Here is a 22,921-nt window from a genome sequence, read left to right as displayed (position 1 = left end):
CTCCTTATCGGATGGCCACGAACACGGCCGTGTGGCCCTGCTCGATGTCGAAGCGGGCGCCGGGTAGCGCGGAGATGACACGCCAAGCGGCGTCGAGGGCCCGCACCACACCGATGCGGAACACGACGCAGGCCACGATCGCCGCCAACACGACCAGGACCACGACCGGGAAGAGCACGAGCGCCACGGGGAGCACCGGAACCCAGACGCGGACGGGCCGGCGGTCCGGGCGGTTGACCTTGACGGTCACCAACTGCGGCATCACGTCCGGCCGTCCAGCTCGGCCAACGCCTCCTGTGCGGTGATCTCACCGCGGCGCAACCGGTCGATGATGTCGGCTCGCGAGGGCGCCGGGTCGGTCTCGACGAAGTCGAGCATCTGTGTGATCCGGTTGAGTCGTGACTTGATCGTCGGGTAGCTCACCCCGAAGATGCGTTCCATCTCCTTGATCGAACCGTGGCAGCGCACGAACGCCGTGACGAAGACCTGGTCATCGACGTTGAGCTGAGCCAGTTGCGGTGGCTCGAACTCGCCCTCGATCGCGACGCCGTTGCTCGCCAGGCGCACCCGCTCGACGACGAACGGCTGCCCCCGCGTCAGGCTGGTCAGGTCCTGCCAGTCCATGGCCTGTTCTGTCATACCTAAAGTTGTATCTTAAGAATCTTCAACGTCCAAGACGTTGACCTTAATTTTCTTAAGGTCGTCCTTGCGGGGCGGTCTCAAGAAGCCTGAGTCGACCTCGCCGCCTGCCGGGAATGCGCAACCGCGGCGGAACCCGAAGAGGTCCCGCGGGCTCACACGACGAGGCCGTCCAGATCTTCGCCGGGCACCCGCACCTGGGGCTGTTCGCCGGGAACTCGATAGCGGTCCTGGAGTGCCCGCCGCCGCCCAGCTGAGACGCGCGCCGTTCAGGTCGTTGCTGTCCGGCCGAGGAGGAAGCGCGCCGTGGCGTCGATGACGTCGTCGAAGTGCCCGCCGGTGCCGGGGTAGTGGAATCCGTGCTCGGCGTGCTCGTACTCAAGGAGCGTGCACTCGTTGCCGGCGCGGACCATCGCGTCCCGGAACTGCCGCACCGAGCCGATCGGCTCGATCTCGTCGCGGGTGCCGTGGTGGATCTGCGTCGGTGGATTGCCCGGTCGCACGAACTCGATCAGCGAGTACTCGATCAGTCTGTCAGCGGCGACACCGACCTGCTGTGCGAGGCGGCGCTGCGCGTTCGGCTCGAAGGAGCCCAGATCCAGTCCCGCAGGGTTGAGGGCCACCAGGGCCGCGATGCCGAACTCCGGTGCCGTGCTGGACGGGGTCATCGCCGCGAGCATCGCGAGATGAGCGCCGGCTGAGCTGCCACCCGAGGCCAGGTGCGGCGCGTCGAGCCCGCGCGACGCTGCCAACCGGCCGAACCGCTCGACCACGCGCCGTACGTCAGCGAGGCAGTCGTCGATGCCGGCCGCGCCCCGACCGAGCAGCCGGTAGCCGGCCGACACCGCGAGGATTCCCCGCGACGCCAGTGCTCGGCAGTGCGGGGCGAGCCCGTCGGGCGATCCCTCGCGGAGGGCGCCGCCATGGAACAGGACGATGCCAGCACGTGGCGGCGTGCCCTCGACCGGCTCGAAGACCAGCAGGGGCAGTTCGCTGCCGTCGGCGGCCCGGTAGAAGGTCGAGGATTCCCCACCAGCCCTCACCATGACGGCATCCGATCATTGGCGGTGTACGTCTGCAAGCTGATGGGGACGCGCCGTCATGCCGTGAGTGCGAGTCGCAGGCGGTAGGGCCGTGGCGGACGTCGTTCACCAAGGGGCCTTGCTGGAGAGGACTAGGGTGCCGGGCATGGCGGGGGTCGATGACGACGGGCGCCGGCTCGACGGCGGCCGTGGCTTGGCTCGGGTTTTGCCGACCCGCCGCTGGGCGCAGGTGGTGAGCGGCTTGACCGTCGCCGTGGTGGCCGCGATCGTGTTCACCGCCCTGTTCTGGGGGCTGCACGACTGGCTCATCGATCGGGGCCGGTTGGGCCTGCCGATCCTGCTGGCGGCGCGGGTCGCCTGCTTCGCGACGATCGGCTGGGGTTGTTGGCGGGCCTATCAGGGTTTCCGTCGACCCTGACCGTCCGGGCAGCCTTCCGCCCAACGACCAGGCTCGAGCTGTGCAAGCCCGCGGTGGCTCGCGCCGGCGCCTTCCGGATGGCCGCACGTCGGCCGCCGTTGTGCTCAGCCGATGCGAAAGACTTCTTGCGAGAACAGGCTCCACGGACGTATAATCGAAGGGAGTCTTTCGTTAAGGGGTGCTGATGGAGCAGAACGAGCCAGAACGCCGGGTGCGCGTCCAGGACGCCACGAAGCTGCGCGCACTCGCGCACCCGTTGCGCCTACGGCTGCTGCGCTATCTGCTGGCCGCCGGCCCGAGGACCGCCGCGCAGTGCGCCGAGGCCCTTGACGACACCGGATCGAACTGCAGCTACCACCTGCATCAACTAGCCCGGCACGGCCTCATCGAGCGGGTCCCCGCCGAGGGGGCCAACCGGCGTGACCGACCGTGGCGCGCCGCCGCCACCGGGCTCGAATTCCGCCCGGACCCCGACGATGCCGAGGGGCAGCAGATCAACGACGCGCTGACCGCCCTGGAGCTCGACGAGGTGTTCCGATCGTTGCAGCGCTACCAGAATCAGCAGCACAAACTGACCGACGAGTGGCGGGAGAGCGCCACCTTCCACAGTTACACGCTCTCGCTCACTCCGGAGGAGCTGCGGCATCTCGCCCTGACCCTGGACGCCGTCATCCGGCCGTACCTTCGCCCGTTGCGCACCGCGCCCCCGAGTGATGCCCGGCCCGTCACTCTCAACCTTCAGGCGTACCCCACGGCGGAGTTCATCTGAGATGGTGACCCTGCTGCGACACCGTGGATTCGTCCTGATCTGGGCTGCCGGGCTCTTCTCCAGCGTGGCGAGCTGGCTGTTGCTCACCGGGCTGCCGATCTACGTGTTCGGGGTGACCGGCTCGGCGCTCACCACCTCCGCAGTCTTCCTCGTAGAGCTGCTGTGCGGCATCACGCTGGGATCGTTCGCCGGTGCTCTGGCCGATCGTCTCGACCGGTTCCGGCTCATGAGCTGCGTCGCCGCGTTGCAGGCCGCTGTGATGCTCCCGCTGCTCGGTCAACCCGACCATCACCTATGGGTCATCTCCCTGGTTGCCGGGGCCCAAGCGGTGCTGACGCAGACGTTCGACTCCGCCCGCAACGCCGCGCTGCCCCGCCTCGTCGAGCCCGCGCACCTGGTACGCGCCAACAGCGTGATAGCGCTCAACACCAGCGTGGGACGGCTCATCGGAGGTTCGCTGGGCGGGTTCGCCATCACCCGCGACGGCACCCGCTACCTGGCCGTCGGCGCTGCCGTTGCCTTCGTGATCACGGCGGCCCTGATCGCCGCCGGGCGCCGGGCCGCCCACCAGGCAACTGCGCAGCAGACGACCCCGGACCGTACGTCGTCGTTCTTCACCGCCTGGCGACACGGCCTCACGGCGGTGCTGCGCAACCGCGCCGTCCGGATGACGATCGTGAGTGTGGCGCTGGGCGGCATCGCGCAGGGCCTGTTCGTGGTGCTCTTCGTGGTGTTCGTCAGCCGCGCGCTGCACGCCGACGGCACTCTCACCGGTGTGCTGCGCGGCGTCCAGGCGATCGGCGGCGTGGCGGGTGGGCTCATCGTCGGCCTGCTGGGCGCCCGGCTCAGTCCTCGACTGCTGATGAGCCTCGGGGCGACCACCTTCGCACTGATCAGCCTGGTCATCTGGAACGGACCGACGGTCACCCGTCAACCCGAGTGGTACGTCGGGTTGTTCATCCTGGTCGGTGCGCCTGGCATCGCGTACGCCAGCGGAGCTTTCGCGCAGATCCAACAGAGCGTGCCCGACACCGAGCTGGGCCGGGCCTTCGGCGTCTACTTCGCCATCTTCAACGCCTCGCAGGGGCTGGGCATGGCAGCGGCCGGCCTGCTCGGCGACGTGCTCAGCGTCGTACTCATGCTCAACGTGCAGGCCCTGCTGTACCTGGCCTCGGGGGCGGTCGCCTACTTTGGCCTGCGCGCCGTGCGGCAGCAGCAGCGCCCCGCCGTACGGCAGCGCGCCACCGTCGACGTCGGGTAAGCCACGCTCGTCTCACCGACGACGACGGCCCAGCCGTGCGCCTGAAGGGTTGTACGCCACGTCCTCGCCCCCGGCAACGACCAGCCCTCGCTGTGCAGCAGCGGGTGCGGGAGTGATTCGAGCAGTGACGGGAGACGTCCGACTCAGGAGCGCGGCAGTATGCCCACGAGCGATGTGATGATGGCGACCCGTAGGGCTGTCCGTAGGTCGACATGGTGAACCGCGAGCGCTGGCTCGGACTCGTAGACGGCGAGCAGGCTCGGCGGCGGCGAGGTGTAGGCGGAGAGCGCGCCACCAATGATCAAGGCGTTCAGGCAGAACAGTTCGGCGTTGTCGCCGAGCTCGGGCAGGTGCCGCCGGACGAGGCCGGCCATCACCGCGAGGTTGCCCAGGGCGGCCCGCTTGTGCCGGCGGACCGCCTCGACCGAGACGTTGTGCTCGAGCACCCCGCCCTGCGCGCCGAACAGATCGCAGAGCACCGTCTGGGTGGCGAGCGACCGGCTGAGCACGTCGGCCGTCTGCTCCGCCCGTTCCATGGGGGACCGGCTCAGGTCGACATCGTGGGCCAGCTCCTGGTCCAGCTCGGCCAGCCAGGTCGTCGTCCGGTCGTCCAGCAGGTCGAGCAGGATCGCCTCGCGGGACTCGAAATAGCGCAGCACCGCCGTCTTGGCCAGGCCGACCCGCCGGCTCAGCTCGTTCAGGGTCACCTCGGCCACCGGCATCTCGTCGAGCATCGCCGAGGTCGTCTCCAGGATGGCCCGGCGCCGGACCTCACGCTGCTCCTCGCTGCGCGCCCGCTGGAACGTCATGACACCAACCCTAGCTTAGGTACCGGCGGTCCCTTGACAGCGTACCGGCAGTACCTTACCGTTTCGGGTGTAAGTTACCGGCGGTACATAAGGAGCCGAGATGAAGTGGACCGAGCAGCAGATCCCGCGCCAGGACGGCCGGGTGGCAGTGGTGACCGGCGCCAACACCGGGCTGGGCTTCGAGACCGCCCGGCTGCTCGCCGAGCGCGGGGCGTCGGTCGTGCTGGCCGTACGCGACACGGAGAAGGGCAAGCTGGCCGCCGCCCGCATCAACGGCGACGTCTCCGTACGGGAACTGGACCTGACCTCGCTGGAATCGGTACGCGCCGCCGCGGCCGGCCTGCGCGCCACGCACCCGCGGATCGACCTGCTGATCAACAACGCCGGCGTGATGTACACCCCGAGGCAGACCACCCGCGACGGCTTCGAGATGCAGTTCGGCACCAACCACCTGGGCCACTTCGCGCTCACCGGCCTGGTGCTCGACCTGCTGCTGCCGGTGCCCGGCTCTCGGGTGGTCACCGTCAGCAGCGTCGGTCACCGCATCCGCGCCGCCATCCACTTCGACGACCTGCAGTGGCAACGGTCCTACGGCCGGGTCGCCGCCTACGGCCAGTCGAAGCTCGCCAACCTGATGTTCACCTACGAGTTGCAGCGCCGGCTCGCCGCCCACGGCACCACCGTCGCCGTAGCCGCACACCCCGGCATCTCCAACACCGAACTGACCCGCAACTCCCCGGCCGTCGTCCGCCGACCGCTCACCTGGCTCGCCCCGCTGGTCACCCAGCCCGCGGCGACGGGCGCGCTGCCCACCCTGCGGGCCGCCACCGACCCGTCCGTCCTCGGCGGGCAGTACTACGGCCCCGACGGCCCGGGTGAGGCGCGCGGCTACCCGAGGCTGGTCACGTCCAGCCCCGACTCCTACGACGTGAGCGTGCAGCAACGCCTCTGGGTCGTCTCGGAAGACCTCACCGGCGTGCGGTTCCCGGTGGGCAGGGCCGCCGTCGCGGCGTGACCGCGCCAGGGGGCACGTGGTCCGGGCGCGGTTGGCGACCGTGGTCGATCACAGACGGTGGCCCGGCGGGAGGCGCGGTGGCGGTCAGGTGGTCAGGGGGCTGTCGTCCTTGCCCTGCGCCGGGCCAGTGCGTCGCGGATGGTGAAGACGACGAGTGAGAGCGGCACGAAGACCCAGAGCTGGAGCACTGTGTAGCGGCGCAGTTCCCCGTTGGTGTCGACGCCGGCCAGTTCGGCGTCGAGGGCGCCGGGTCGCATCAGCATGAGCGCGTACATGGACAGCGGTGCGTAGTTGAGACCTGCGCCGGTCAGCCACAGGCCGAACGCTCGGCCGCTGAGGTCGTTCGAGGTCGACAGCAGCCAGGCGCCCCACGTCACCATGACAACAACGCCGACGAGGAATTCGGCCAGGATGATCCGCCGTCGGCGGGTGGTTCCTCGGCTGCCGTACATGTCGACGGCCGCCAAACGACGAACGTTCACGCACCGATGGTGCCACCGGCGGGCAACCCGTCGCAGAGCGATCGAGCACTCCTGCGCATTGATTGTTTCGCGGGAGGCGTGCCCGGCTCGGTGCTCGTGATCCGGGACGGAAGTCCGACGTTGTGTGTCTGCCCGCTCACGGATGGCTCAATCTGAAACCCGGCTCGCCGTCGGGCGGTCGGTACACAAGGGACTGTGGAGGCTCGGATGTTGGTCATCGCGGAGGAGCGGCACACCTACCCACCGGACGGTCAGATCCCCAACCTGGAGACCGATGAGAAGGCGTGCGGCGACATCCTGGCCAGGATCGAGCCGCTGTTGCCCACCGAGCTGCGGGGGGAGGTGGTCGGCGCGTTGGTGAGCTGGTCGGAGAGCACCCTGCTGGACGGTCAGAAATTCGGCACGTGGGCCGAGGCCATCACCGCCGCGACCAGCTACGCGCGGCGGGAGGCCCTGCGGGCCACCGATACCGGTCAACGGCATCGTGGGCAGGTCGTCGACGGTGACGAACTGGCGAAGCTCAACGCGGCGGTGGCGAGCACGGGGCGGACCGGCGACCCGCAGATCGTGTTGCGCGACGAGAGCCGACGGTGGGCCAACTGCGGCATAGCCGCGTTCCAGATCCGCAAGCAGTTGCATGACAAGGGCGGCGAGCCCGCCCGACTGTCGGGCGAGACCTATCGGGCTGGGCAGGGCGTCGAGCTCCGGGAGGCACTACTCGCGCGGCCTGCCAGCGCGGAGACCGTCCTGTTGCTCGACTGCCAGTTCCCGCAGGTGCACAACTTCGTCATCGAGGTGCACCGCGACAAATCCCGCTACCTCGCCCAGGGTTACCAGGGTGCCTACTTCGCCCACTGGTGGCTCGGGCTCAAGGGCGGCAGGTACTCCGGAACGCCCACCGCCGAGATCCTCGCCCTGCGTGAGCGATACGGGATGGGCCGCCCGATCAGCGAGCAGGACTACGAGAGCCTGCTCGACGGCCTGGTGGCGGCCATCTCGTCCGACTGGCAGGAGACCGCGAACCAGTGGAAGCTCCTGCCGTTCAACCCGGACCGGCAGGAGGTCGACTCGATCCGCCAACGGTCCGCATCGCCGACATTCCTCGTGGAGGTGTTCGAGCTGCGCAAGCCGGCGGCGGCTCGCGCCAAGCTCGGCGGTGACAGCGCCGCGTCCCTCAGTGAACTGGCGACCCGAGGGCTGACAACCGACTGACGCAGTGTCCGTGGTGGGCACGACGCCCTGCGCGGGGGACCCGGAGGGGGGTCCCGCCGCGCGGCTCAACGGCGTTGCTTAGTCCAGGCCCCAGGTGAAGGCCTGGTTGTTCGAGGTCGTGTAGCAGGTGAACTGCATCATGTCGGCCCCGTTCTGCGTCGAGTTGCCCTCCACCGCCATGCACTTGCCGGTGCCGCGGTTCTTCAGCTGGTAGTAGTCAGCGAACCCGGAGGTGAAGAGCTTGATCGGCAGCCACTGGTCGTTGAGACGGGCGTCGCCGCACCCCTGCGTGACGATCTTTTCCCGCTCGGTCTTCGACGCGTTGCGGACGGCCATACACTTTCCGCCGTTGCGATAGGAGATGTGGTAGTAGCCCGAGCTGGTAGTGGTGAAGTTCCAGTTGCGGAGCAGTCCTCTGTCGCAGAGATGCTGATCGACCACGGTCCCGCTCGCCGATGCGTACGCCTCGGGGTGGATGCAGTAGTCGTTCGTGAAGGGCTGGATCACCCACGGGCCGGTGGTGGCTGCCGCCGCCGGGCTGCCGGTGCCGACCAGCGTCGCCGCGATCATGGCGAGCGTCGCCACCAGGCCGGTCATCGTTCTGCGCTTCATGAGGGGCCTTTCCCTTGTCCAAAATGGAGAGTCGGGTAAGGCTAACGATCATGCTCGATGTGCGCCACTTGTCGGCGATCTGCGCCACCGGCCGGGAACGGGACCCCGGGAGGTCCCGCTTCCCGGCCGCGGGGCGTTGCTTACGACGGGGAGAACCAGGTGAAGGCCTGGTTGTTCGAGGTCGTGTAGCAGGTGAACTGCATCATGTCGGCGCCGCTCTGCACCGAGTTGCCCTCGACCGCCATGCACTTGCCGGTGTCGCGGTTCTTCAGCTGGTAGTAGTCGGAACCACCGGAGCCGAAGAGCTTGATCGGCAGCCACTGGTCGTTGAGGCGGGCGTCGCCGCACACCTGCGTGGCGATCTTCGCCCGCTCGGTGGTCACCGCACCGCGGACGGCCATGCACCTTCCGCCGTTGCGGTAGGAGATGTGGTAGTAGCCCGAACTGGTCGTGGTGAAGATCCAGTTGCGGTTCAGTCCGCCCTCGCAGAGGCGCTGCTCGACGACGACGTTGAGCGCCGACGAGTAGCCCGCCGGGTGGAGGCAGTAGAGGTTCGTGAAGGGCTGGACAATCCACGGGCCGGAGGAGGCCGCCGCCGCCGGACTGCCGGTGCCGATCAGCGTCGCCGCGATCATGGCGAACATCGCCACCAGGCTGGTCATCATTCTGCGCTTCATGAAGAGCCTTCCGTTGTCCAATGTGGAGGGACCGGTAAGGCTAGCGATCATGCTCGATGCACGCTACCCGAGCAGACCTGCGAGCGGCGAGATGCGCTCTCTGCGGGAGTGCGGCGTCGCCTCGTCAGCGACCCGACGGCTCAGGCAGGTTTTCGCGCGCCCACTCCGCGAACGTCGTGACGGGGATGCCGAGGGCGGAGGACGGCGTCGCCAAGGTCGTCGTGTCGATGGGGCCACCACACGGAGTCGCCGATGGTGACGGGGCGCGAGCTCAGGTGGTGCGGTCGGGCACCGCACACCCGTCCGGGGCACACATGCCCTCGGCCGCACCGACCACCGGCAGCGGCTGTGGCGTCGGGTGGCTCTCGGTCCACGCCTTGTCGATGACCGCGAGCAGGTCGTCGAGGCCGATCGCTCCGGGGACGGCGAAGCGGCCGTCGAAGACGAGAAACGGCGCGCCGCGTGCCCCGAGGCGCTGTGCCTCGCGCTGGTCGGCCGCCACGCGGGCCCGGTAGCGGCGGCTTCGCAGGGCGTCGGCGGCCCCGGCGCTGTCCAGACCCACCTCGGCGGCGAAGTCGAGGACCTCCTCGACGGTCCACAGCTTGCGGGCCTGCCCGAAGTGCACGCGGAACATCGCCGTCCAGATCTCGGCGCCGCGCCCCTGGTCGGTCGCGTAGGCGAGTAGTTCGTGGGCGAAATCTGTCGGCCCGAGCGTGCGGTCCACCGCGTGGTAGGGCGTCAAACCCTCCGCCTCGGCCGCCCGCTCGATGGGCCGCAGGACCCGGTCGACTGTCGTCGCGGGCGCCCCCGCCATCGTGATCAACTCTCGTTGACTGACACCCGCTCGGGGCAGGTCGGGATGTAGCTGGAACGACCGGTGGATCACCTGGACCTGATCGCCGTACGGGAGCCGGTCCAGGGTTTGGTGGAGCCGGTGGTCCATCAGCCCGCAGTACGGGCAGACGATGTCCGACCAGAACTCGATCTTCACGTTTCTCCTCCTCGATTCTCACTTCTTGTTCGTAGGGCCATGATGCGTCAGAATCGGAGAGCCACAAAAGGTACATTCATGTGCGTAGCGCGGGCTGCGCGGAGGGGTGGCGAGGATGAGCGCAGGAGATCTCCGGCGCAGGCGCACCAACGTCCGGGGGAACGTCCGGGCCGCCCCGGGACCCTGCGCGCACTGGAACGACGAGGACGCCGACTTCATCAGGGAGGTCCTGGACCTCGTCGGCGACAAATGGAGCGTGCTGATCATCGGCACGCTGGCCGACGGCCCTGTCCGCTACTCGGACCTGGGTGACGCGATCCCCGGCATCTCCCAACGCATGCTCACGCTCACCCTGAAACACCTCCAGCGGACCGGCCTCGTCAGCCGGACGTCGTACCCCGAGGTGCCACCCCGCGTCGAGTACGCCCTCACCGACCTGGGCAGGTCACTGCTCTCCACCGTCCTGGCCCTGGCGGCCTGGTCCGCCGACCACCACGCCGAGATCCGTCGCCACCAGACGGCGTACGACAACCGCGCCGCGACCTGACCGACTCATGCTCCCAGTTGGGCGACGACCGCCCGGGTGGCCTGGGCGATGAGGGCGTCGTCGGGGGTGGCGTCCTTCGTGTCGCGGCTGGACAGCACGGCGAGCACGATCGGGGCCCGGTCGGGCGGCCAGATCACCGCGATGTCGTTGCGGGTGCCGTACCCGCCGGTCCCGGTCTTGTCCCCGACCACCCAGCCGGCCGGCACCCCGGCGCGGACCAACGCCGCGCCGGTGGTGTTGCCCCGCAGCCAACCGCGCAGCACGTCGCGGTCCGCCGGTTCCAGGGCAACCCCCACTGTGTACGCCCGGAGGTCGCCAGCCAGGGCCCGCGCGGTGCTGGTGTCCCGCCTGTCGCCCGGTGTTCCCTCGTTCAGCGCGGTCTCGTAGCGGGCGACGTCGGTGACCGTGTCGCCGAGCGCGCGTAGCTTCGCCTCGAACCCCGCCGGCCCGCCGAGGTGGCGCAGCAGCAGGTTGCTGGCCGTGTTGTCGCTGTAGCGCACGGCGGCGTCGGCGAGGGCACGCAGGCTCATGCCCTCGCCGACGTGCTTCTCCGTAATGGGGGAGTGCGCCACCAGGTCCCGCGCCGAGTACCGCACCACGCGATCCAGTTGAGCGTCGGTGGTGCCGTCGAGCACCTCGGCGGCAGCGAGGGCTTTCCACGTCGAGGCGTACGCGAACCGCTCGTCGGCGCGGTATTCCACAGTGCGGCCGGTGCCCGTGTCGACGGCGGAGATTCCCAGCCGAGCCCCGAACTGCTCCTCCAGCCGCCGGAACTCCTGATCGGCGGCTGGCGGCGAGGCGAGGGTCGCCTCCGGGCTCGGCGTCGTCCGCGCCTCTGTCGCGTCGTCGCCGCTGCCGCACCCCGCCAACGACACCAGCGTCGACGCCGTCGCCACCACGATCGCCAGCCGTCGGACCGAAACCGCCATCGTCGTTCCTCCTGAGGGTGCCGTCGGTCAGGGCAGGATCTCGACGTACCCGTCGCTGCCGTGCACGCGGATCCGCTGCCCGTCGCGAATCAGCCGGGTGGCGTCGAGCACGCTGACGACAGCCGGCAGGCCATACTCCCTCGCGATCACCGCGCCGTGCGTCATCAACCCGCCGACCTCCGTCACCAGCCCGGCGATACCGACGAACAGAGGCGTCCAGCTCGGGTCCGTGTGGGCAGTGACGAGGATGTCACCCGCTTCGAGGTCGGCCTGCGCCATGTCCAGGATGACGCGGGCGCGTCCTTCGACAGTCCCGGCGGACACCGGCACACCGGCCAGGGCGCCGGCCGGCACGTCGTCGCGTCGGTACGTCCCGGTGATCGCCTCGCCGTCGGAGGTCAGCACCCTCGGCGGGGTGAGCGTCTGGTACGACCGGAACGCGTCGCGGCGCTGCCGGATCAGCTCGTCGTCCACCCGGTGCGAGTGGACGACCTCGTGGAACTCCTGGAACGTGAGGTAGAAGACGTCTTCGGCCTCGGTGAGCACGCCGGCCCGCACCAGCCGCTTGGCCTCAGCCAGCAGGGCCTGCTTGTAGACGAAGTAGCGGCTGATGATGTCGTACTTCGGGTACTCCCGGTAGCCGATGAAGGCCCGTACCCGGTCGATCATCCGCGCGGTCTCGTCGGCCTTCTGCTGCCCGTCCGGCAGCGCCCGCAGGCGCGTCAACACCTCCTGCGCCTGCTGCCGCGCCTGCTGTCGGCCCTGCTCGAAGCGGCGCCGGGCCGCGCCCGGCTCGAAGAGCTTGACGTTGTCCAGCAGCACGGGCACCAGCGTGCCGGGGCGTTCGCTCCACCGCGGCCTGGTGATGTCGATCTCGCCGACGCAGCGCATGCCGTACCGATCGAGATACGCCTCGATGGCGGCGCGCGCCTCGGCCCCGCCCGCGACCTTCGGCAGCTCGTCGAGGAAGTCGTCGTGCGCGACGCCGTCCTGTGCGACGTCTTGGAGGAACGCCACCACCTCCGGATAGGGACGGATCACGTCGGCGACGTCGAGCAGCGCCAGCCCCATCTCCGATGTGACGTTGCCGGGAGCGGAGAGGGTGAGAGTGTCCGCGGCGTTCTTCTCGCCCAGCCACTCGTGCAGCCGGTCGTTGAGCCACCAGGTGGCCTCCATGCCGGCCATGATCGCCTGCATGTTCAGCGGATCACCGAGGACCCGCTTGTGCTCCTGGAAGGCCTCCAGCAGGAAGTCGAACAGCGCCGTACCGGTCACCGTCGCGATGTCGCGCCGTAGGGCGGCGATGGACGCCTCGCTGCGCTCGATCAGCTCGGTGACGACGGCCGGGTCGGTCTCGGTCGCGGTGGACGCGCCGCCGGTCGTCGGCCTGCCGGGAGCGCCGCCGTCCGGGAGCGTCGGAACGAAGTCCCCACGGTCGATCAGGGTCTCCAGCGCGTCCCTCATCAGCGGATCGTCGCGCCCCGCCATCGTGAGGAAGCCGGCGCGGCTGGCGGGTGAGGCCAACAGTCGGGTGGCGTCGACGAACAGCCTCCCGCCGGCCGCCAGCATCGGGGCCATGGCGGTCAACTGCCACATGGACAGCCCCAGCGGCCGCATCGCGTCGGTCATCATCTGCTGGTGACCGACCGAGAGGTAGACGTGGTTCTCCTGGTCATCGGCCGCCGGGATGGGGAACAGCGTGGTGATCGGCCGGCTCTGCACGATCTGGAAGTCGTCGTCGACCAGGCACCACTCGATGTCCTGCGGGCGGCCGAAGTGCGCCTCGATCCGTCGACCGAGCCGCACGAGTCGCACCGCCTGAGCCCGCGTCAGCGCCGGCTGCTCCTGCCGCCGCCTGTCGATCTCCACTTCCCGCGTGCCGCCGCCGGGCAGCGCGGCGACGGCACGCTGCTTCGCGGCGACAGTGCCGGCGACGACCTCGCCGTCGCGCACCGTGAAGACGTCCGGGTTCACCAGGCCGGACACCAGGGCCTCGCCGAGGCCGAAGCTGGCGTCCACCGTCGCGACCTTCCGGTTGCCCGTCACCGGGTCCGCCGTGAACAGGATGCCGGAGGCATCCGGAAAAACCATCTGCTGTACGACGACAGCCATCTGGACGGTGCGGTGGTCGATGCCGTTGCGCAGGCGGTAGATGACGGCCCGCTCGGTGAACAGTGACGCCCAGCACCGGCTGACGTGCCGCAGGATCGCCTCCGGCCCCACCACGTTCAGGTAGGTGTCCTGCTGGCCGGCGAAGGACGCGGTGGGCGTGTCCTCCGCCGTCGCGCTGGACCGCACGGCGTAGGCGGCCTGCTCGCCGAACCGGGCGAGCGCGCCGGTGATCGCGGCGGCCAGGTCGCCCGGGATCGGGGTCTCCTCGACGCCGCGGCGGATCTGCGCGCTGAGCGTGCGAATCGCCTCCCGGTCGTCCGGGCTCAGGCGCGACAGCTGATCGAGCCGATCGTCGATCGCCGGGGTCCGCGCCATGATCCGCCGGAAGGCGGCCGTCGTCACGCAGAACCCCGCCGGCACTCGGATGTCGTCGATCCGCGACAGCGCGCCCAGATGCGCGGCCTTGCCGCCGACGACCGACACCTGGGTCTCGTCGACCTCTCGAAGATCCAACAGTGGTGCCCGGTCGCCGTGATCCCCGTCCATCGACAACACACCCACGTCGCGCCCCCGTTACCTCGTTTGTGCTGGTCCGGCCGCCGATTCTGCGCCACGACCGGGGTCTTGCCGCAAGCCCCCAGGTGCGGTATACGTTAGAAGTGGCAGGGAGAGTGATCTCCTTGCCTTTGTTGTTCTCCGGGGTTGCCGGGCCCCGCTTAGTCGTAGGGGAGCCGGCGCGGCTCGAATCTCAGCCCTCGACCGATTTGCCAGGAGGCGGTCGGCCAGGCCGCGACGAAGCCGGCTATCAGCCCGAGCTGACCGGCGAACCAGAACGTGGGGCTGTCGGGTCGCAGAGGCGGCTCCGGCAAGACCACGCGATGCGCGAGCGTCAGCCATACGAACAGCGCCACCTCGAACGCGGTGATGGTCAGCAGCTCGATCCTGCCGACGTTCGACAGCGCGTGCCAGACCTTTCCGAGGCTGCGACCCGGCCCGGCGAAGTACCGGAAGAGCACGGCGATCGTCACCGCCATCAGGTAGTCCCCGGCGTAGTCGAGCCACAGAGGGTCCTCGGCCGGGTCGAATCTCACGGCGTACAGGGCGACCTCGGCGACGATGAACCCGAGAGCGCAGTGCGCGCCGCAGCGGGACACATGGGTGACGACGATGGCCCGGCGGGGCCGGCGCGGTTGCCCCTCCTGCCGCCGCCGAGGGAACGCCTCGGGCCTGCCCCAGTTCCAGTAGAGGCGGACGGCGGCCGGGCCGATGTAGAGGACGGTCACCAGCCAGACGATCTCCATGACCCGGACCGGCTGACGGTTTCCGCGGAGATAGGTGTCGGCCAGCACGACAGCGACGCTGACGACGCCGACCGCGAGCGAAGCCCACGAGAGCGCTACGAGCCAGGTTGGCTGCATCCCCGCCCCTTCCGCCAGCCGGGCGAGTCTTTCACGGCGTACTCGAACGGATCGGCGGATCGGATGTTCCCGCGTGCCGGCGCGGACTGTTTCACCCTCCCCGGCCCCACCCGGACGGTGGAGGGAACCAGCCGGCCGCTGCCGTACGGTGCGAGGGTGACGAGTGCCCCTCGCGAAGCGGAAGCGCGTGTCGGCCCGATCGGCGCGCTGCTCAGCCGAATCGTCTTCCTGGCCATCTGCCTACCCGGACCGGTCCTGCTCGTCGCCGCCGTGACACTGAACCCACCACGATCGTCCAGGGACTTCTGGGGTCTGCTGGTGGGTGGCGTCCTGGCGACAGCCATCGGTGTCGGGTTCGGCGTCTTCGGTTGGCGCGTGGTCGCCCGATCCCGTCGCGACACGCGTCGGCTGGCCGCGGCTGGCGTCGCCGCGACGGCAGAGGTTCTCCAGGTGGCGAACCACCTGGACGGCGAGAACCCCGGGCTGGAGCTCCGCCTGCGGATCAGCGGGCCGGGGTTCACCCCGTTCGAGGCGGACACGATCCGCGCGGACGATCCGGCGCTCGTGCCGGGCGCGGTGCTGGCCGCCGTGGTAGACCCCACCGACCGCCTCTTCGCGATCATCTGAGTCGGTTCCGACGTGGACGGCGACGTCGTCCGGATCTCGGAACCGCACGTCAACGAACTACTGTCGGCGAACTTCTGGTGGTTGCGGGGCGACGATCGGGACATCGTGATCGACGCCGGGCTTGGCGTCGTCGCCCTGCGGGAGGCGATTCCGGGCCTGTTCGAGCGCGATCCGATGGTCGTGCTCACCCACGCGCACCTGGATCACGTCGGTGGGGCGGCGGAGTTCGGGGACCGGGCCGCCCACCCCGCCGAGGCGGGGATCTTGGCGGCGGGCGTACCGGCGAGTCTGTACGGCGCGGAACTCTTCGACAAACTCGGGATCGACGCCGCCGGAGAAGCTGTTCCGGAGCTCATGATCGACGTCCTGCCCGATCCCGCCTACGACCCGGCCGCCTACCGCGTCGCACCGATGACCCTGCACCGCCTGCTCGACGACGGCGACCGGATCGACCTGGGCGGGCGGGTGCTGACAGTGCTGCACCTTCCCGGCCACACGCCGGGGAGCATCGCCCTGATGGAGGAGCACACCGGGACCCTGTACTCGGGCGACATCATCTACGAGGGCGCCCTGATCGACGATCTGCCGAACTCCGACGTGGCCGCATACCGGCGAAGCATGCAGGTCCTCGTCGACCTCGACGTGTCCCTCGTCCATCCCGGCCACGGGGACAGCTTCGACCGGACGCGCCTTCGCCAGTTGGCCGAGACCTACCTGCGCAGGACGGCCGTCGGCGGTACCGATAAGGAAAGCCGACATATAGCATAATTCGCGGGGTGCCTCCCCAAAGGGAAACCTCACGGCTTACCCGTAGCCCGGGCCGGTTGCTGGCCTTCAGCGACGGTGTCTTCGCGATCGCCGTGACGCTCCTCGTTCTGGAGATCCAACCGCCCCACGACTTCGGGCGCCTCGTCCAGGGGCTGGGTGAACTGTGGCCGTCGTACCTGGCGTACACGTTGAGCTTCCTGCTCATCGGGCAGGTGTGGGTGAATCACCACGTCATGTTCGACCGCGTCCGGCACGTCGACCGAGGGGTCCTGTTCCTCAACACCTTGCTCCTGATGGTCATCGCGTTCCTGCCGTTCTCCACGTCACTGCTCGCCGAGGCGTTGCGCGCGGAGCAGGGGCTACGCGCGTCGGTCGTCGTCTACGGCGGCACACTGTGGACCGCGGCTGCCCTCTTCAACATCGTGTGGGCGCACCTGCGGCGGGCCAAACTGCTGGACCCCGGCCTCGGTCCCTTCGGTGCGCGGGCCATCGGTCGCCGCTTCGCGCTCGCGCTGGTCTGGATCGGCTCCGGCATCCTCGTCGGCGCGTTCGTGCCGATCGCCGGTGTGGCCATCATCGCCGCGTTCCTGCCCGCCTACTACCTGCCCATCCGCGGCGAGTACGGCCAGGACGACACCGCCGCCGAGCAACCGGCCGACTAACTAGAGTCGGTGCCATGCGGATCAGGATCGACGGCAGCGATCTCCCAGGTCAGCGCCCCGGTGCGGAGGCCGACGCGCTGCGGCGGGGCAACGTGCACGTCGGGGTGCAGCGCAAGGCCGAGGTCGTCGATCAGGTGCCGGCCGACGCGACACGCGCCACCTGGTCCTTCGAGGTGTCCAGCCGCGAGGTCGACGGTGCGCTCGACGTCGGTGGCCCCTGGGTGCACGGCCGCCCAGGGGCGCGGTTTCTCTATCTGAGCTGGGGCGCGGTGACCCACGACGGCTTCGCGATGTTCCGACGAGCGAAGTTGATGTTCACCGACGTACCGACCGAGCTGCTGCGCGCCGCCCACGAGGACACCGGGACGCTGGTCGGCCGGGTCGGGTTGACCGATGCCGCCGGTGAGCCGATCTGCGCTCGGGTGCACCCGCCCGCCATCGCCTGGGCGGTGGAGTGAGTGTCGCCGGAGACTAGCTGCCGAAGTCGACGCCATTGAGGGAGACGGAGCGGTACGCGGCGAGGTGCTCGGCCTGCGCGGTGATGGCCTTACGCGTGGCGTCCGACAACCGCTGCCACGGCTGGACGGCGACAGTCAACGCCCTGCCGGACTTGCGGGGCCGCCAGGTGCCCACCAGCTCGCCGTCGACCAGGACGGCGCCGGGGCGACCCAACACCGGCCACAGCTCCTTTGCATGGGCGGCGTCCGGCACCAGCGTTGCCCGGTCCTTGGCCTGGAGGAAAAGGTCGAACGGGCCGAGCAGTCGGGTGACAGCGCCGTCGGCGGACTCCAGCGACTCCTCGTCGGCGGCCAGCAGTGAGCGCACCTCGCGGTCGACAGTCACCTCGATCACGTCGTCGGGCCAGCGCGCCTTCACGTCCTTCACCGGGGCGTCGAGGTAGTCGGCGACCTGTTTCGGGGTGGCCGGACCGAGCAGGCGAAGATACGCGCGGATGAGGTCGAAGCGGTCACCCGCGGCGGCTGCTTTTCTGAACCCGGTGATGCGCCGCAGGACCGGGGGTGAGGTGTCGAGTTGCAACTCCAGTCCGGCCCGCAGGGCGGCGAGCCGGAACGGCATCTCGTAGAGGTGCGTGGCGTCGCACGGGCGGCAGAACCGCAGGTAGGGCTCGGGCAGCATGGTGGCCAGGCGGCCGGAGACGTCCCCCTTGACCGTCGGCGTGCTGACGATGGCCCGCATCCGGTCGGCGATCTCGTCCAGGGCCGTGAGGGTGTCGATGCCGGCGGCCTTCAACGGTTTCGCGGCGTCGTAGACGCGCTTGCCCGCGTCGGCCGAGGAGTGGGGTTCGACGGCGGCCGCCACCGTCGCGACGTCGGCCCGGCGGTAGAGGTGGGGAGCGCCCCGCACCGTCCACAGCAGGACCAGATCGGCGTCGGACAACGCGGTCACGTCGACTCCGCGTACCGCCAGCGCCCACCGCCCGCCGTCCGGACCGGTGTTCTGCACCCCGAGGTCCAGGACGGCGGTGTCGGCGAGCGTGCCCTCGGCCCGGTCGAGCTGCTGGGCCCGGACCCGGAAGTTCATCACCTGGTGCCGATCGACCATGTCAGCACCCTAGTGGGGGCGGCGCGCCCGGTGGGACCAGGCGCGCAGCGCCCATTCGACGGGGCCGTAACGGAACCGTCGCAACCACCACGAGCTGACCACCAGCTGCACCGCGACGATCACCAGTGCGATCAGCAGTGTCTGTGCCGGCGAGGTGCGGCCGACCAGGCCCCACCCGACGCCGGTGAAGACGAGCACGCACACGAGCGACTGGGCCAGGTAGTTCGTCAGGGCCATCCGCCCAGCGGGCGCGAACGCGTCCGCGAGGCGCGGCCACCGCGTGAACAGGCGCAGCAGAGTCGCGGCGTAGGCGGCGGCCAGGAACGGGGCGGTGACGATGCTGACCATCAGTCCGGTCAGGTTCGCCGTGGAACCACCGACCGCGAACACGACGGCGCCGGCCAGACCGATCGGGTAACCCACCCGTTCGCACCGGCGTAGCAGGTCCTGGTGGGCGGGCACGGTGGCGAGCAGCCGGTGCTTGCCGGCGGCGAGGCCGACGAGGAACGCCGCGAACGCCAGCGGCCCCTGCACGACGAGACCGCCGATCATCGCCGGCATCGACCGCAGGTGCTCCACGACGACATCGCCGAGGCCGCCACCCAGAGCCAGCGTGGAGCGCGCACCGGCGCTGAGCGCGGCGGCCTCGTCCGGAACCAGCGTGGCGCCGAGGACCGCCGCGACCCCGACCACCACGGCGATGCCGCCGATGATGGACGCCGCCGCGATCAGCGCGGTGCGGGGCTCGACCCGCCGGACCGCGAGCAGCACGAGACCGAGCAGCGCGTACGTGGCGAGGATGTCGCCGTGGAACAGCAGCACCGCGTGCAGCACGCCGAGGACGAACAACCCGGAGAGTCGGCGCAGGAACGCCGGGCGGAACGCCACTCCGCGCCGAGCCGCCGACTCGAGTTGCAGAGTGAAGCTGTAGCCGAACAGAAAGGCGAACAGCAGGTACGCCTTCATCGCGAAGAACAGCTCCACCGCGCCGGCGATCAGCAGGTCGACGGCGCCGCGCGCCGGATCGTCGACCAGGTGGAAGTCGTAGCCGGAGCTGAAGAACGCGATGTTGACCAGCAGGATGAGCAGCAGCGCGCTTCCGCGCAGTGCGTCCACGACGGTGATGCGGGCGAGGGAGTCCCCGGGCGAGGGCTGTGGGTGGCCGTCTTCCGGTCGGTCTAACCGTGTCACATTCATGGTGTCCAGCCTCCGGAGCGCAGCCCGCTGCCGTGAAGTATTTCCGTCACACGAACTGTCGTGACGAAAAGACACCATCCCTACGGCGGGGGAGGCGATGTCCCTCCGCGCGGCGATCCGCTCGTCGCGCCGTTCGGCGACGGTGATCTCAGGGTGCCAACGCCCGCCGCTGATGGAGACGACGCCGTGACTCGAACACCACTCACGAACGCCATGCCCGCCCCGCCGCCGCCCTGGGCCCGGCGAGCCGGACACGTGGCGTGGATCGCCCCCGTACTGGGGTTCATCCCGCTGCACGTGCCCTGGATTCTCGGCATCCCGCTGTTCGCCAATCCCGACCCGTTCCGCGAGTGGTACCACGGTCGCGGGCCCGGGGTGGGGGACCACCCCGTCGACGGGTTCCTGGGGCTGCCGGCCGGCGCGTTCTACCTGGGCCTCCTGTGCGTGCTCGCCGGGCTCGGCGGCGCGCTGGCGCTGGGGCTCATTCAGGACTGGGGCGTGGTCTTCCCCCGGTGGGTGCCGTGGCTGCGCGGACGTCGGGTGCCACAGTGGGTGCCGCTGACGCCGACGGTGCTGGGATCCGCCCTGATGATCGGCTACTCGGCGACCCTGCCGTGGCAGTTCGCCGCGGACCTGCGGGAGTCCAGTGCGGAGGACATCTTCACCCCGACCGGCGTTCTGATCGGTCTCCCGCTTCTGCTGGCCTGGACGGTCGCGTTGCCGCTGGCCGGGTGGTCCTACTACCGCCGTACCCGTCCGGCGTGAGTAACAGCCAGCGAGGACGGGGTTGACCTTGACACAGTGACAAGGTCTTCACTGGCGGCGGAAAGGGGTGATTCCGATGACCACGCCGAAACAGGACATGAACGCGATGAGGGTTCTCCGAGGGCTGGAGAGCAGCGACTCGTCGGTGCGGCTGCGCGCGGCACTGACGATCGGTACCACCCCTGACCCGCAGCTGGTCGACACGCTCATCGAGCGATGCGCGGTCGAGCCCGAGTTCTCCGTACGCGAGATGCTCAGCTGGGCACTCCTGCGCTACCCACCGGCACTGACCGTTGCGAAGCTCACCGATGAACTCCACTCGGAGCGCGCGCAGGCCCGAAGCCAGGCATTGCACACGCTGTCCAAGATCGGGGACCGGCGAGCCTGGCCGGCGATCACCCGAGCGCTGCTGACCGACGCCGACGGTGAGGTGGCGCGCAGCGCCTGGCGCGCGGCGGTCGCGCTCGTACCCTCCGGTGGGGAGCCCGAGTTGGCCACGGTGTTGTCGACGCAGCTCGGGCGGGGCGGGCGTGAGATGCAGTTGAGCCTCAGTCGGGCGCTGATCGCGCTCGGCGAGGTGATCATGCCGATCCTGCGCGCCGCGATGGCGGATCTCGACCCGCGCGTACGCGCCCACGCGGTGGCCACACAACGTCTGACGCAGGACCCGGATGCCGGGTTCGAGTTCGCGATCGAGGCGGCGAAGCGTGTGCTCGCCCTCGGTCCGACGCACGAGAAGGGATGACGCCAGGTGTTGATCGGTGAGGTGGCGCGACGGTCCGGGGTCAGCGCCCGCATGCTGAGGCATTACGACGCGCTCGGGTTGATCCGGCCCACTGGTCGCACCGGTTCCGGCTATCGCGAGTACACCAGCGAGGACATCCGGCTGATCTTCCACGTCGAGAGCCTGCGGTCGTTGGGCCTGTCGCTACGTGACGTCCGCCGCGCGCTCGACGATCCCGGCTTCACCCCCGCCGAACTCGTCAACGACCTCATCCGGCGAACGCGACTGCGCATCGCGGATGAGACGGAGCTGCTCACCCGACTCCGTCGGATCGGTGCCGCAGACCCCTCCGACTGGGAGGACGTCCTTCAGGCCGTCACACTCCTGCGAGCACTGGGGTCGGAAAGCGCGGGCACCCGCCAACGCGCCGCCCTGTCCTCGGTCGGTGAGGGGCCGGTGCCGGTGGAGGCACTTGTCGAGGCGGTGCTGAGTGAGTCGGACCCGAACGTCGCCGGAGCTCTGCGCTGGGCGCTGGCGCAGTCCGGCGACGGCGGGTTGGCGTTGCTGGCCGAGGGTCTCGGCTCCCCGGAAGCCGAGGTACGCAGGCGTGCCGTTCAGTCCGTCGCCGAGATCCCGCACGCCGCGGCGACCGACGTGCTGCGGGACGCCCTCACGCACCCCGACGTCGTGGTCGGCGGGTACGCGGCTCTGGCGCTCGGGGCGCGCGGAGTGGCGGACGCGCTACCAACGTTGATCGACATGGTTGTCGAGGAGACCAAGGATGTCGACGCCGCCGATGCGTTGAGCCTGCTGGCGGCCGATCCCGGGCTGGCAGACCAGATTGCGACCCGGCTCGTTGCCTGCCTCGGACGGAGCGGTGTCGCACCGTCCGCACGACGGCGGCTGACCGAGGCGTTGGCGGACATCCCGGGCAGCGCGGCCGTACGCGCCCTCACGGACCTGTCGCGCGACGAGGACCGCACCGTCGCACTGACGGCGACCTCCATCCTCGCGCTCCGTGCGGCGGCTTCGCCCTGACCGAACACTGTGGAGCCGTCGACAGCGGGCGAGGCGTCGAGCGGATTGATCATCCTTTGGACTTCGACTATCGTCCGCGTCCGTGAAATCTTCCCGTCTTGCCTCTGCCCTGTTGATCGTTGCCGTTACGACAGCCCTCGCCGCCTGCGGCGACGGTGACAAGGCGACGACCGCCGGACCCACCACGCCCGCTCCCACCTCCGCAGCCCCGTCCGCGGTGGCCACCTCCGCTGCCGCCACGCCGACCTCGTCTTCCGCGGCGGGCGCGGCGACCGACAAGCAGCTCTGCGAGGCGGTGAAGAAGGCCAGCGACGAAATGAGGACCGAGATGGTGAAGGTCGCCACGACTGGCGACGCGTCGGCGGCGGACTTCAAGAAGATCCTGACCGGGCTGGAGCAGAAGGTGACCACTGTCGCCTCGACCGGCGAGGGCAAGTTGGCCGACGCCCTGCGGACGTTCGCCGCCGAGGCGGCCAAGGCTGCGGCCGCGGCGGACCCGGCGACCGCCGCCGACAACCCGGCCTTCGAGAAGGTTGGCAAGGAGATCAGCGCCGCGTGCAAGGCCAACGGGGTCAGCATGGTTCTCTGACCGTCGCGGCCCGATCGGCTCGGGTGTGATGACCGACGGCCCCCACGCCTGAGC

Annotated in this window: 27 protein-coding genes; 14 read left to right on the top strand and 13 right to left on the bottom strand. The window is 69.8% G+C overall.

The annotated features are described in order from the left end of the window. Nucleotides 1-4 precede the first annotated feature (4 nt). The 3 genes from NIE111_RS20695 to NIE111_RS20685 all read right to left on the bottom strand — a co-directional run bounded on the left by NIE111_RS20695 (nucleotide 5) and on the right by NIE111_RS20685 (nucleotide 1,685). Nucleotides 5-262 carry a hypothetical protein gene (locus NIE111_RS20695; protein ID WP_238685940.1) on the bottom strand — a complete coding sequence of 86 codons (258 nt, stop codon included), beginning with the start codon at nucleotides 260-262 and terminating at the stop codon, nucleotides 5-7. Beyond that, nucleotides 262-639, bottom strand: coding sequence for a DUF2089 domain-containing protein (locus NIE111_RS20690; RefSeq protein ID WP_238685939.1), 378 nt, complete (start codon nucleotides 637-639; stop codon nucleotides 262-264). The genes NIE111_RS20695 and NIE111_RS20690 overlap by 1 nt, the downstream gene beginning before the upstream one ends. Before the next feature lie 269 nt (nucleotides 640-908). After that, nucleotides 909-1,685, bottom strand: a complete 777-nt coding sequence (locus tag NIE111_RS20685) for an alpha/beta hydrolase (protein ID WP_238685938.1) — start codon at nucleotides 1,683-1,685, stop codon at nucleotides 909-911. A gap of 142 nt (nucleotides 1,686-1,827) precedes the next feature. Here NIE111_RS20685 and NIE111_RS20680 point away from each other — a divergent pair, with 142 nt between their 5' ends. The 3 genes from NIE111_RS20680 (at nucleotide 1,828) to NIE111_RS20670 (ending at nucleotide 4,130) form a co-directional block, all read left to right on the top strand. Beyond that, nucleotides 1,828-2,100 carry a hypothetical protein gene (locus tag NIE111_RS20680; protein WP_238685937.1) on the top strand — a complete coding sequence of 91 codons (273 nt, stop codon included), beginning with the start codon at nucleotides 1,828-1,830 and terminating at the stop codon, nucleotides 2,098-2,100. Between the two features lie 184 nt (nucleotides 2,101-2,284). Further along, on the top strand, nucleotides 2,285-2,869 hold the full coding sequence (locus NIE111_RS20675; RefSeq protein ID WP_238685936.1) for a winged helix-turn-helix domain-containing protein: 585 nt from the start codon (nucleotides 2,285-2,287) through the stop codon (nucleotides 2,867-2,869). Between the two features lies 1 nt (nucleotide 2,870). Next, complete coding sequence (locus tag NIE111_RS20670; RefSeq protein WP_238685935.1) at nucleotides 2,871-4,130, top strand: MFS transporter; 1,260 nt, start codon at nucleotides 2,871-2,873, stop codon at nucleotides 4,128-4,130. 143 nt (nucleotides 4,131-4,273) lie between these two features. On the opposite strand, the gene NIE111_RS20665 is transcribed toward NIE111_RS20670, so the two are convergent. Next, nucleotides 4,274-4,939, bottom strand: coding sequence for a TetR/AcrR family transcriptional regulator (locus tag NIE111_RS20665; RefSeq protein ID WP_238685934.1), 666 nt, complete (start codon nucleotides 4,937-4,939; stop codon nucleotides 4,274-4,276). A gap of 100 nt (nucleotides 4,940-5,039) precedes the next feature. Here NIE111_RS20665 and NIE111_RS20660 point away from each other — a divergent pair, with 100 nt between their 5' ends. Next, on the top strand, nucleotides 5,040-5,954 hold the full coding sequence (locus tag NIE111_RS20660) for an SDR family NAD(P)-dependent oxidoreductase (RefSeq protein WP_238685933.1): 915 nt from the start codon (nucleotides 5,040-5,042) through the stop codon (nucleotides 5,952-5,954). A gap of 92 nt (nucleotides 5,955-6,046) precedes the next feature. Here the strand turns inward: NIE111_RS20660 and NIE111_RS20655 are convergent, their stop codons facing one another. Beyond that, complete coding sequence (locus NIE111_RS20655; protein WP_238685932.1) at nucleotides 6,047-6,436, bottom strand: hypothetical protein; 390 nt, start codon at nucleotides 6,434-6,436, stop codon at nucleotides 6,047-6,049. A gap of 207 nt (nucleotides 6,437-6,643) precedes the next feature. On the opposite strand from NIE111_RS20655, the gene NIE111_RS20650 reads away from it, so the two are divergent. Then, nucleotides 6,644-7,648 (top strand): hypothetical protein, encoded by a 1,005-nt coding sequence (locus NIE111_RS20650; protein WP_238685931.1) that lies wholly within the window; start codon nucleotides 6,644-6,646, stop codon nucleotides 7,646-7,648. Nucleotides 7,649-7,726: 78 nt separating this feature from the next. Here the strand turns inward: NIE111_RS20650 and NIE111_RS20645 are convergent, their stop codons facing one another. The 3 genes from NIE111_RS20645 to NIE111_RS20635 form a co-directional block, all read right to left on the bottom strand. Then, nucleotides 7,727-8,260, bottom strand: a complete 534-nt coding sequence (locus tag NIE111_RS20645) for an RICIN domain-containing protein (protein ID WP_238685930.1) — start codon at nucleotides 8,258-8,260, stop codon at nucleotides 7,727-7,729. Nucleotides 8,261-8,400: 140 nt separating this feature from the next. Further along, a complete protein-coding gene (locus tag NIE111_RS20640; protein ID WP_238685929.1) occupies nucleotides 8,401-8,937 on the bottom strand; it encodes an RICIN domain-containing protein in 537 nt (178 codons plus the stop codon). 271 nt (nucleotides 8,938-9,208) lie between these two features. After that, entirely contained in the window at nucleotides 9,209-9,928 is a 720-nt protein-coding gene (locus NIE111_RS20635) for a DsbA family oxidoreductase (RefSeq protein WP_238685928.1), read from the bottom strand. Between the two features lie 115 nt (nucleotides 9,929-10,043). Here NIE111_RS20635 and NIE111_RS20630 point away from each other — a divergent pair, with 115 nt between their 5' ends. Next, nucleotides 10,044-10,475 carry a winged helix-turn-helix transcriptional regulator gene (locus tag NIE111_RS20630; protein WP_238685927.1) on the top strand — a complete coding sequence of 144 codons (432 nt, stop codon included), beginning with the start codon at nucleotides 10,044-10,046 and terminating at the stop codon, nucleotides 10,473-10,475. A gap of 5 nt (nucleotides 10,476-10,480) precedes the next feature. On the opposite strand, the gene bla is transcribed toward NIE111_RS20630, so the two are convergent. The 3 genes from bla to NIE111_RS20615 all read right to left on the bottom strand — a co-directional run bounded on the left by bla (nucleotide 10,481) and on the right by NIE111_RS20615 (nucleotide 14,934). Beyond that, a complete protein-coding gene (gene bla, locus NIE111_RS20625; protein ID WP_238685926.1) occupies nucleotides 10,481-11,404 on the bottom strand; it encodes a class A beta-lactamase in 924 nt (307 codons plus the stop codon). Between the two features lie 27 nt (nucleotides 11,405-11,431). Next, nucleotides 11,432-14,062: a rifamycin-inactivating phosphotransferase gene (gene rph / locus NIE111_RS20620; protein ID WP_238685925.1), complete on the bottom strand. Its 2,631-nt coding sequence runs from the start codon at nucleotides 14,060-14,062 to the stop codon at nucleotides 11,432-11,434. Between the two features lie 170 nt (nucleotides 14,063-14,232). Then, a complete protein-coding gene (locus NIE111_RS20615; protein WP_238685924.1) occupies nucleotides 14,233-14,934 on the bottom strand; it encodes a DUF4396 domain-containing protein in 702 nt (233 codons plus the stop codon). A gap of 156 nt (nucleotides 14,935-15,090) precedes the next feature. On the opposite strand from NIE111_RS20615, the gene NIE111_RS20610 reads away from it, so the two are divergent. The 4 genes from NIE111_RS20610 to NIE111_RS20595 are packed head-to-tail and all read left to right on the top strand — an operon-like array spanning nucleotide 15,091 to nucleotide 17,449. Then, nucleotides 15,091-15,561, top strand: coding sequence for a hypothetical protein (locus NIE111_RS20610; RefSeq protein WP_238685923.1), 471 nt, complete (start codon nucleotides 15,091-15,093; stop codon nucleotides 15,559-15,561). Nucleotides 15,562-15,573: 12 nt separating this feature from the next. After that, nucleotides 15,574-16,329: an MBL fold metallo-hydrolase gene (locus NIE111_RS20605; RefSeq protein WP_238685922.1), complete on the top strand. Its 756-nt coding sequence runs from the start codon at nucleotides 15,574-15,576 to the stop codon at nucleotides 16,327-16,329. 56 nt (nucleotides 16,330-16,385) lie between these two features. After that, nucleotides 16,386-16,991: a TMEM175 family protein gene (locus NIE111_RS20600; RefSeq protein WP_238685921.1), complete on the top strand. Its 606-nt coding sequence runs from the start codon at nucleotides 16,386-16,388 to the stop codon at nucleotides 16,989-16,991. A gap of 14 nt (nucleotides 16,992-17,005) precedes the next feature. Then, nucleotides 17,006-17,449 (top strand): DUF5990 family protein, encoded by a 444-nt coding sequence (locus NIE111_RS20595; RefSeq protein ID WP_238685920.1) that lies wholly within the window; start codon nucleotides 17,006-17,008, stop codon nucleotides 17,447-17,449. 13 nt (nucleotides 17,450-17,462) lie between these two features. Here the strand turns inward: NIE111_RS20595 and NIE111_RS20590 are convergent, their stop codons facing one another. Together NIE111_RS20590 and NIE111_RS20585 are read right to left on the bottom strand one after the other, a co-directional pair. Further along, nucleotides 17,463-18,554: a winged helix DNA-binding domain-containing protein gene (locus NIE111_RS20590; RefSeq protein WP_238685919.1), complete on the bottom strand. Its 1,092-nt coding sequence runs from the start codon at nucleotides 18,552-18,554 to the stop codon at nucleotides 17,463-17,465. 9 nt (nucleotides 18,555-18,563) lie between these two features. Beyond that, complete coding sequence (locus NIE111_RS20585) at nucleotides 18,564-19,670, bottom strand: DUF418 domain-containing protein (protein ID WP_238685918.1); 1,107 nt, start codon at nucleotides 19,668-19,670, stop codon at nucleotides 18,564-18,566. A 267-nt stretch (nucleotides 19,671-19,937) separates the two neighbouring features. On the opposite strand from NIE111_RS20585, the gene NIE111_RS20580 reads away from it, so the two are divergent. From NIE111_RS20580 to NIE111_RS20565, 4 genes are all read left to right on the top strand, one after another. Continuing rightward, nucleotides 19,938-20,516, top strand: coding sequence for a hypothetical protein (locus tag NIE111_RS20580; protein ID WP_238685917.1), 579 nt, complete (start codon nucleotides 19,938-19,940; stop codon nucleotides 20,514-20,516). A gap of 76 nt (nucleotides 20,517-20,592) precedes the next feature. Next, nucleotides 20,593-21,261 carry a HEAT repeat domain-containing protein gene (locus NIE111_RS20575; RefSeq protein ID WP_372488382.1) on the top strand — a complete coding sequence of 223 codons (669 nt, stop codon included), beginning with the start codon at nucleotides 20,593-20,595 and terminating at the stop codon, nucleotides 21,259-21,261. 6 nt (nucleotides 21,262-21,267) lie between these two features. Next, nucleotides 21,268-22,278: a HEAT repeat domain-containing protein gene (locus NIE111_RS20570; protein ID WP_238685916.1), complete on the top strand. Its 1,011-nt coding sequence runs from the start codon at nucleotides 21,268-21,270 to the stop codon at nucleotides 22,276-22,278. A gap of 82 nt (nucleotides 22,279-22,360) precedes the next feature. Further along, nucleotides 22,361-22,867 carry a hypothetical protein gene (locus NIE111_RS20565; protein ID WP_238685915.1) on the top strand — a complete coding sequence of 169 codons (507 nt, stop codon included), beginning with the start codon at nucleotides 22,361-22,363 and terminating at the stop codon, nucleotides 22,865-22,867. The last annotated feature ends 54 nt before the right edge of the window (nucleotides 22,868-22,921 follow it).

Source organism: Micromonospora hortensis, from assembly GCF_022230935.1.
In the GTDB taxonomy this organism is placed as follows: domain Bacteria; phylum Actinomycetota; class Actinomycetes; order Mycobacteriales; family Micromonosporaceae; genus Micromonospora; species Micromonospora hortensis.
Note: the sequence above shows the minus strand (reverse complement) of the source record. Positions and strands in the feature narration are given on the sequence as shown.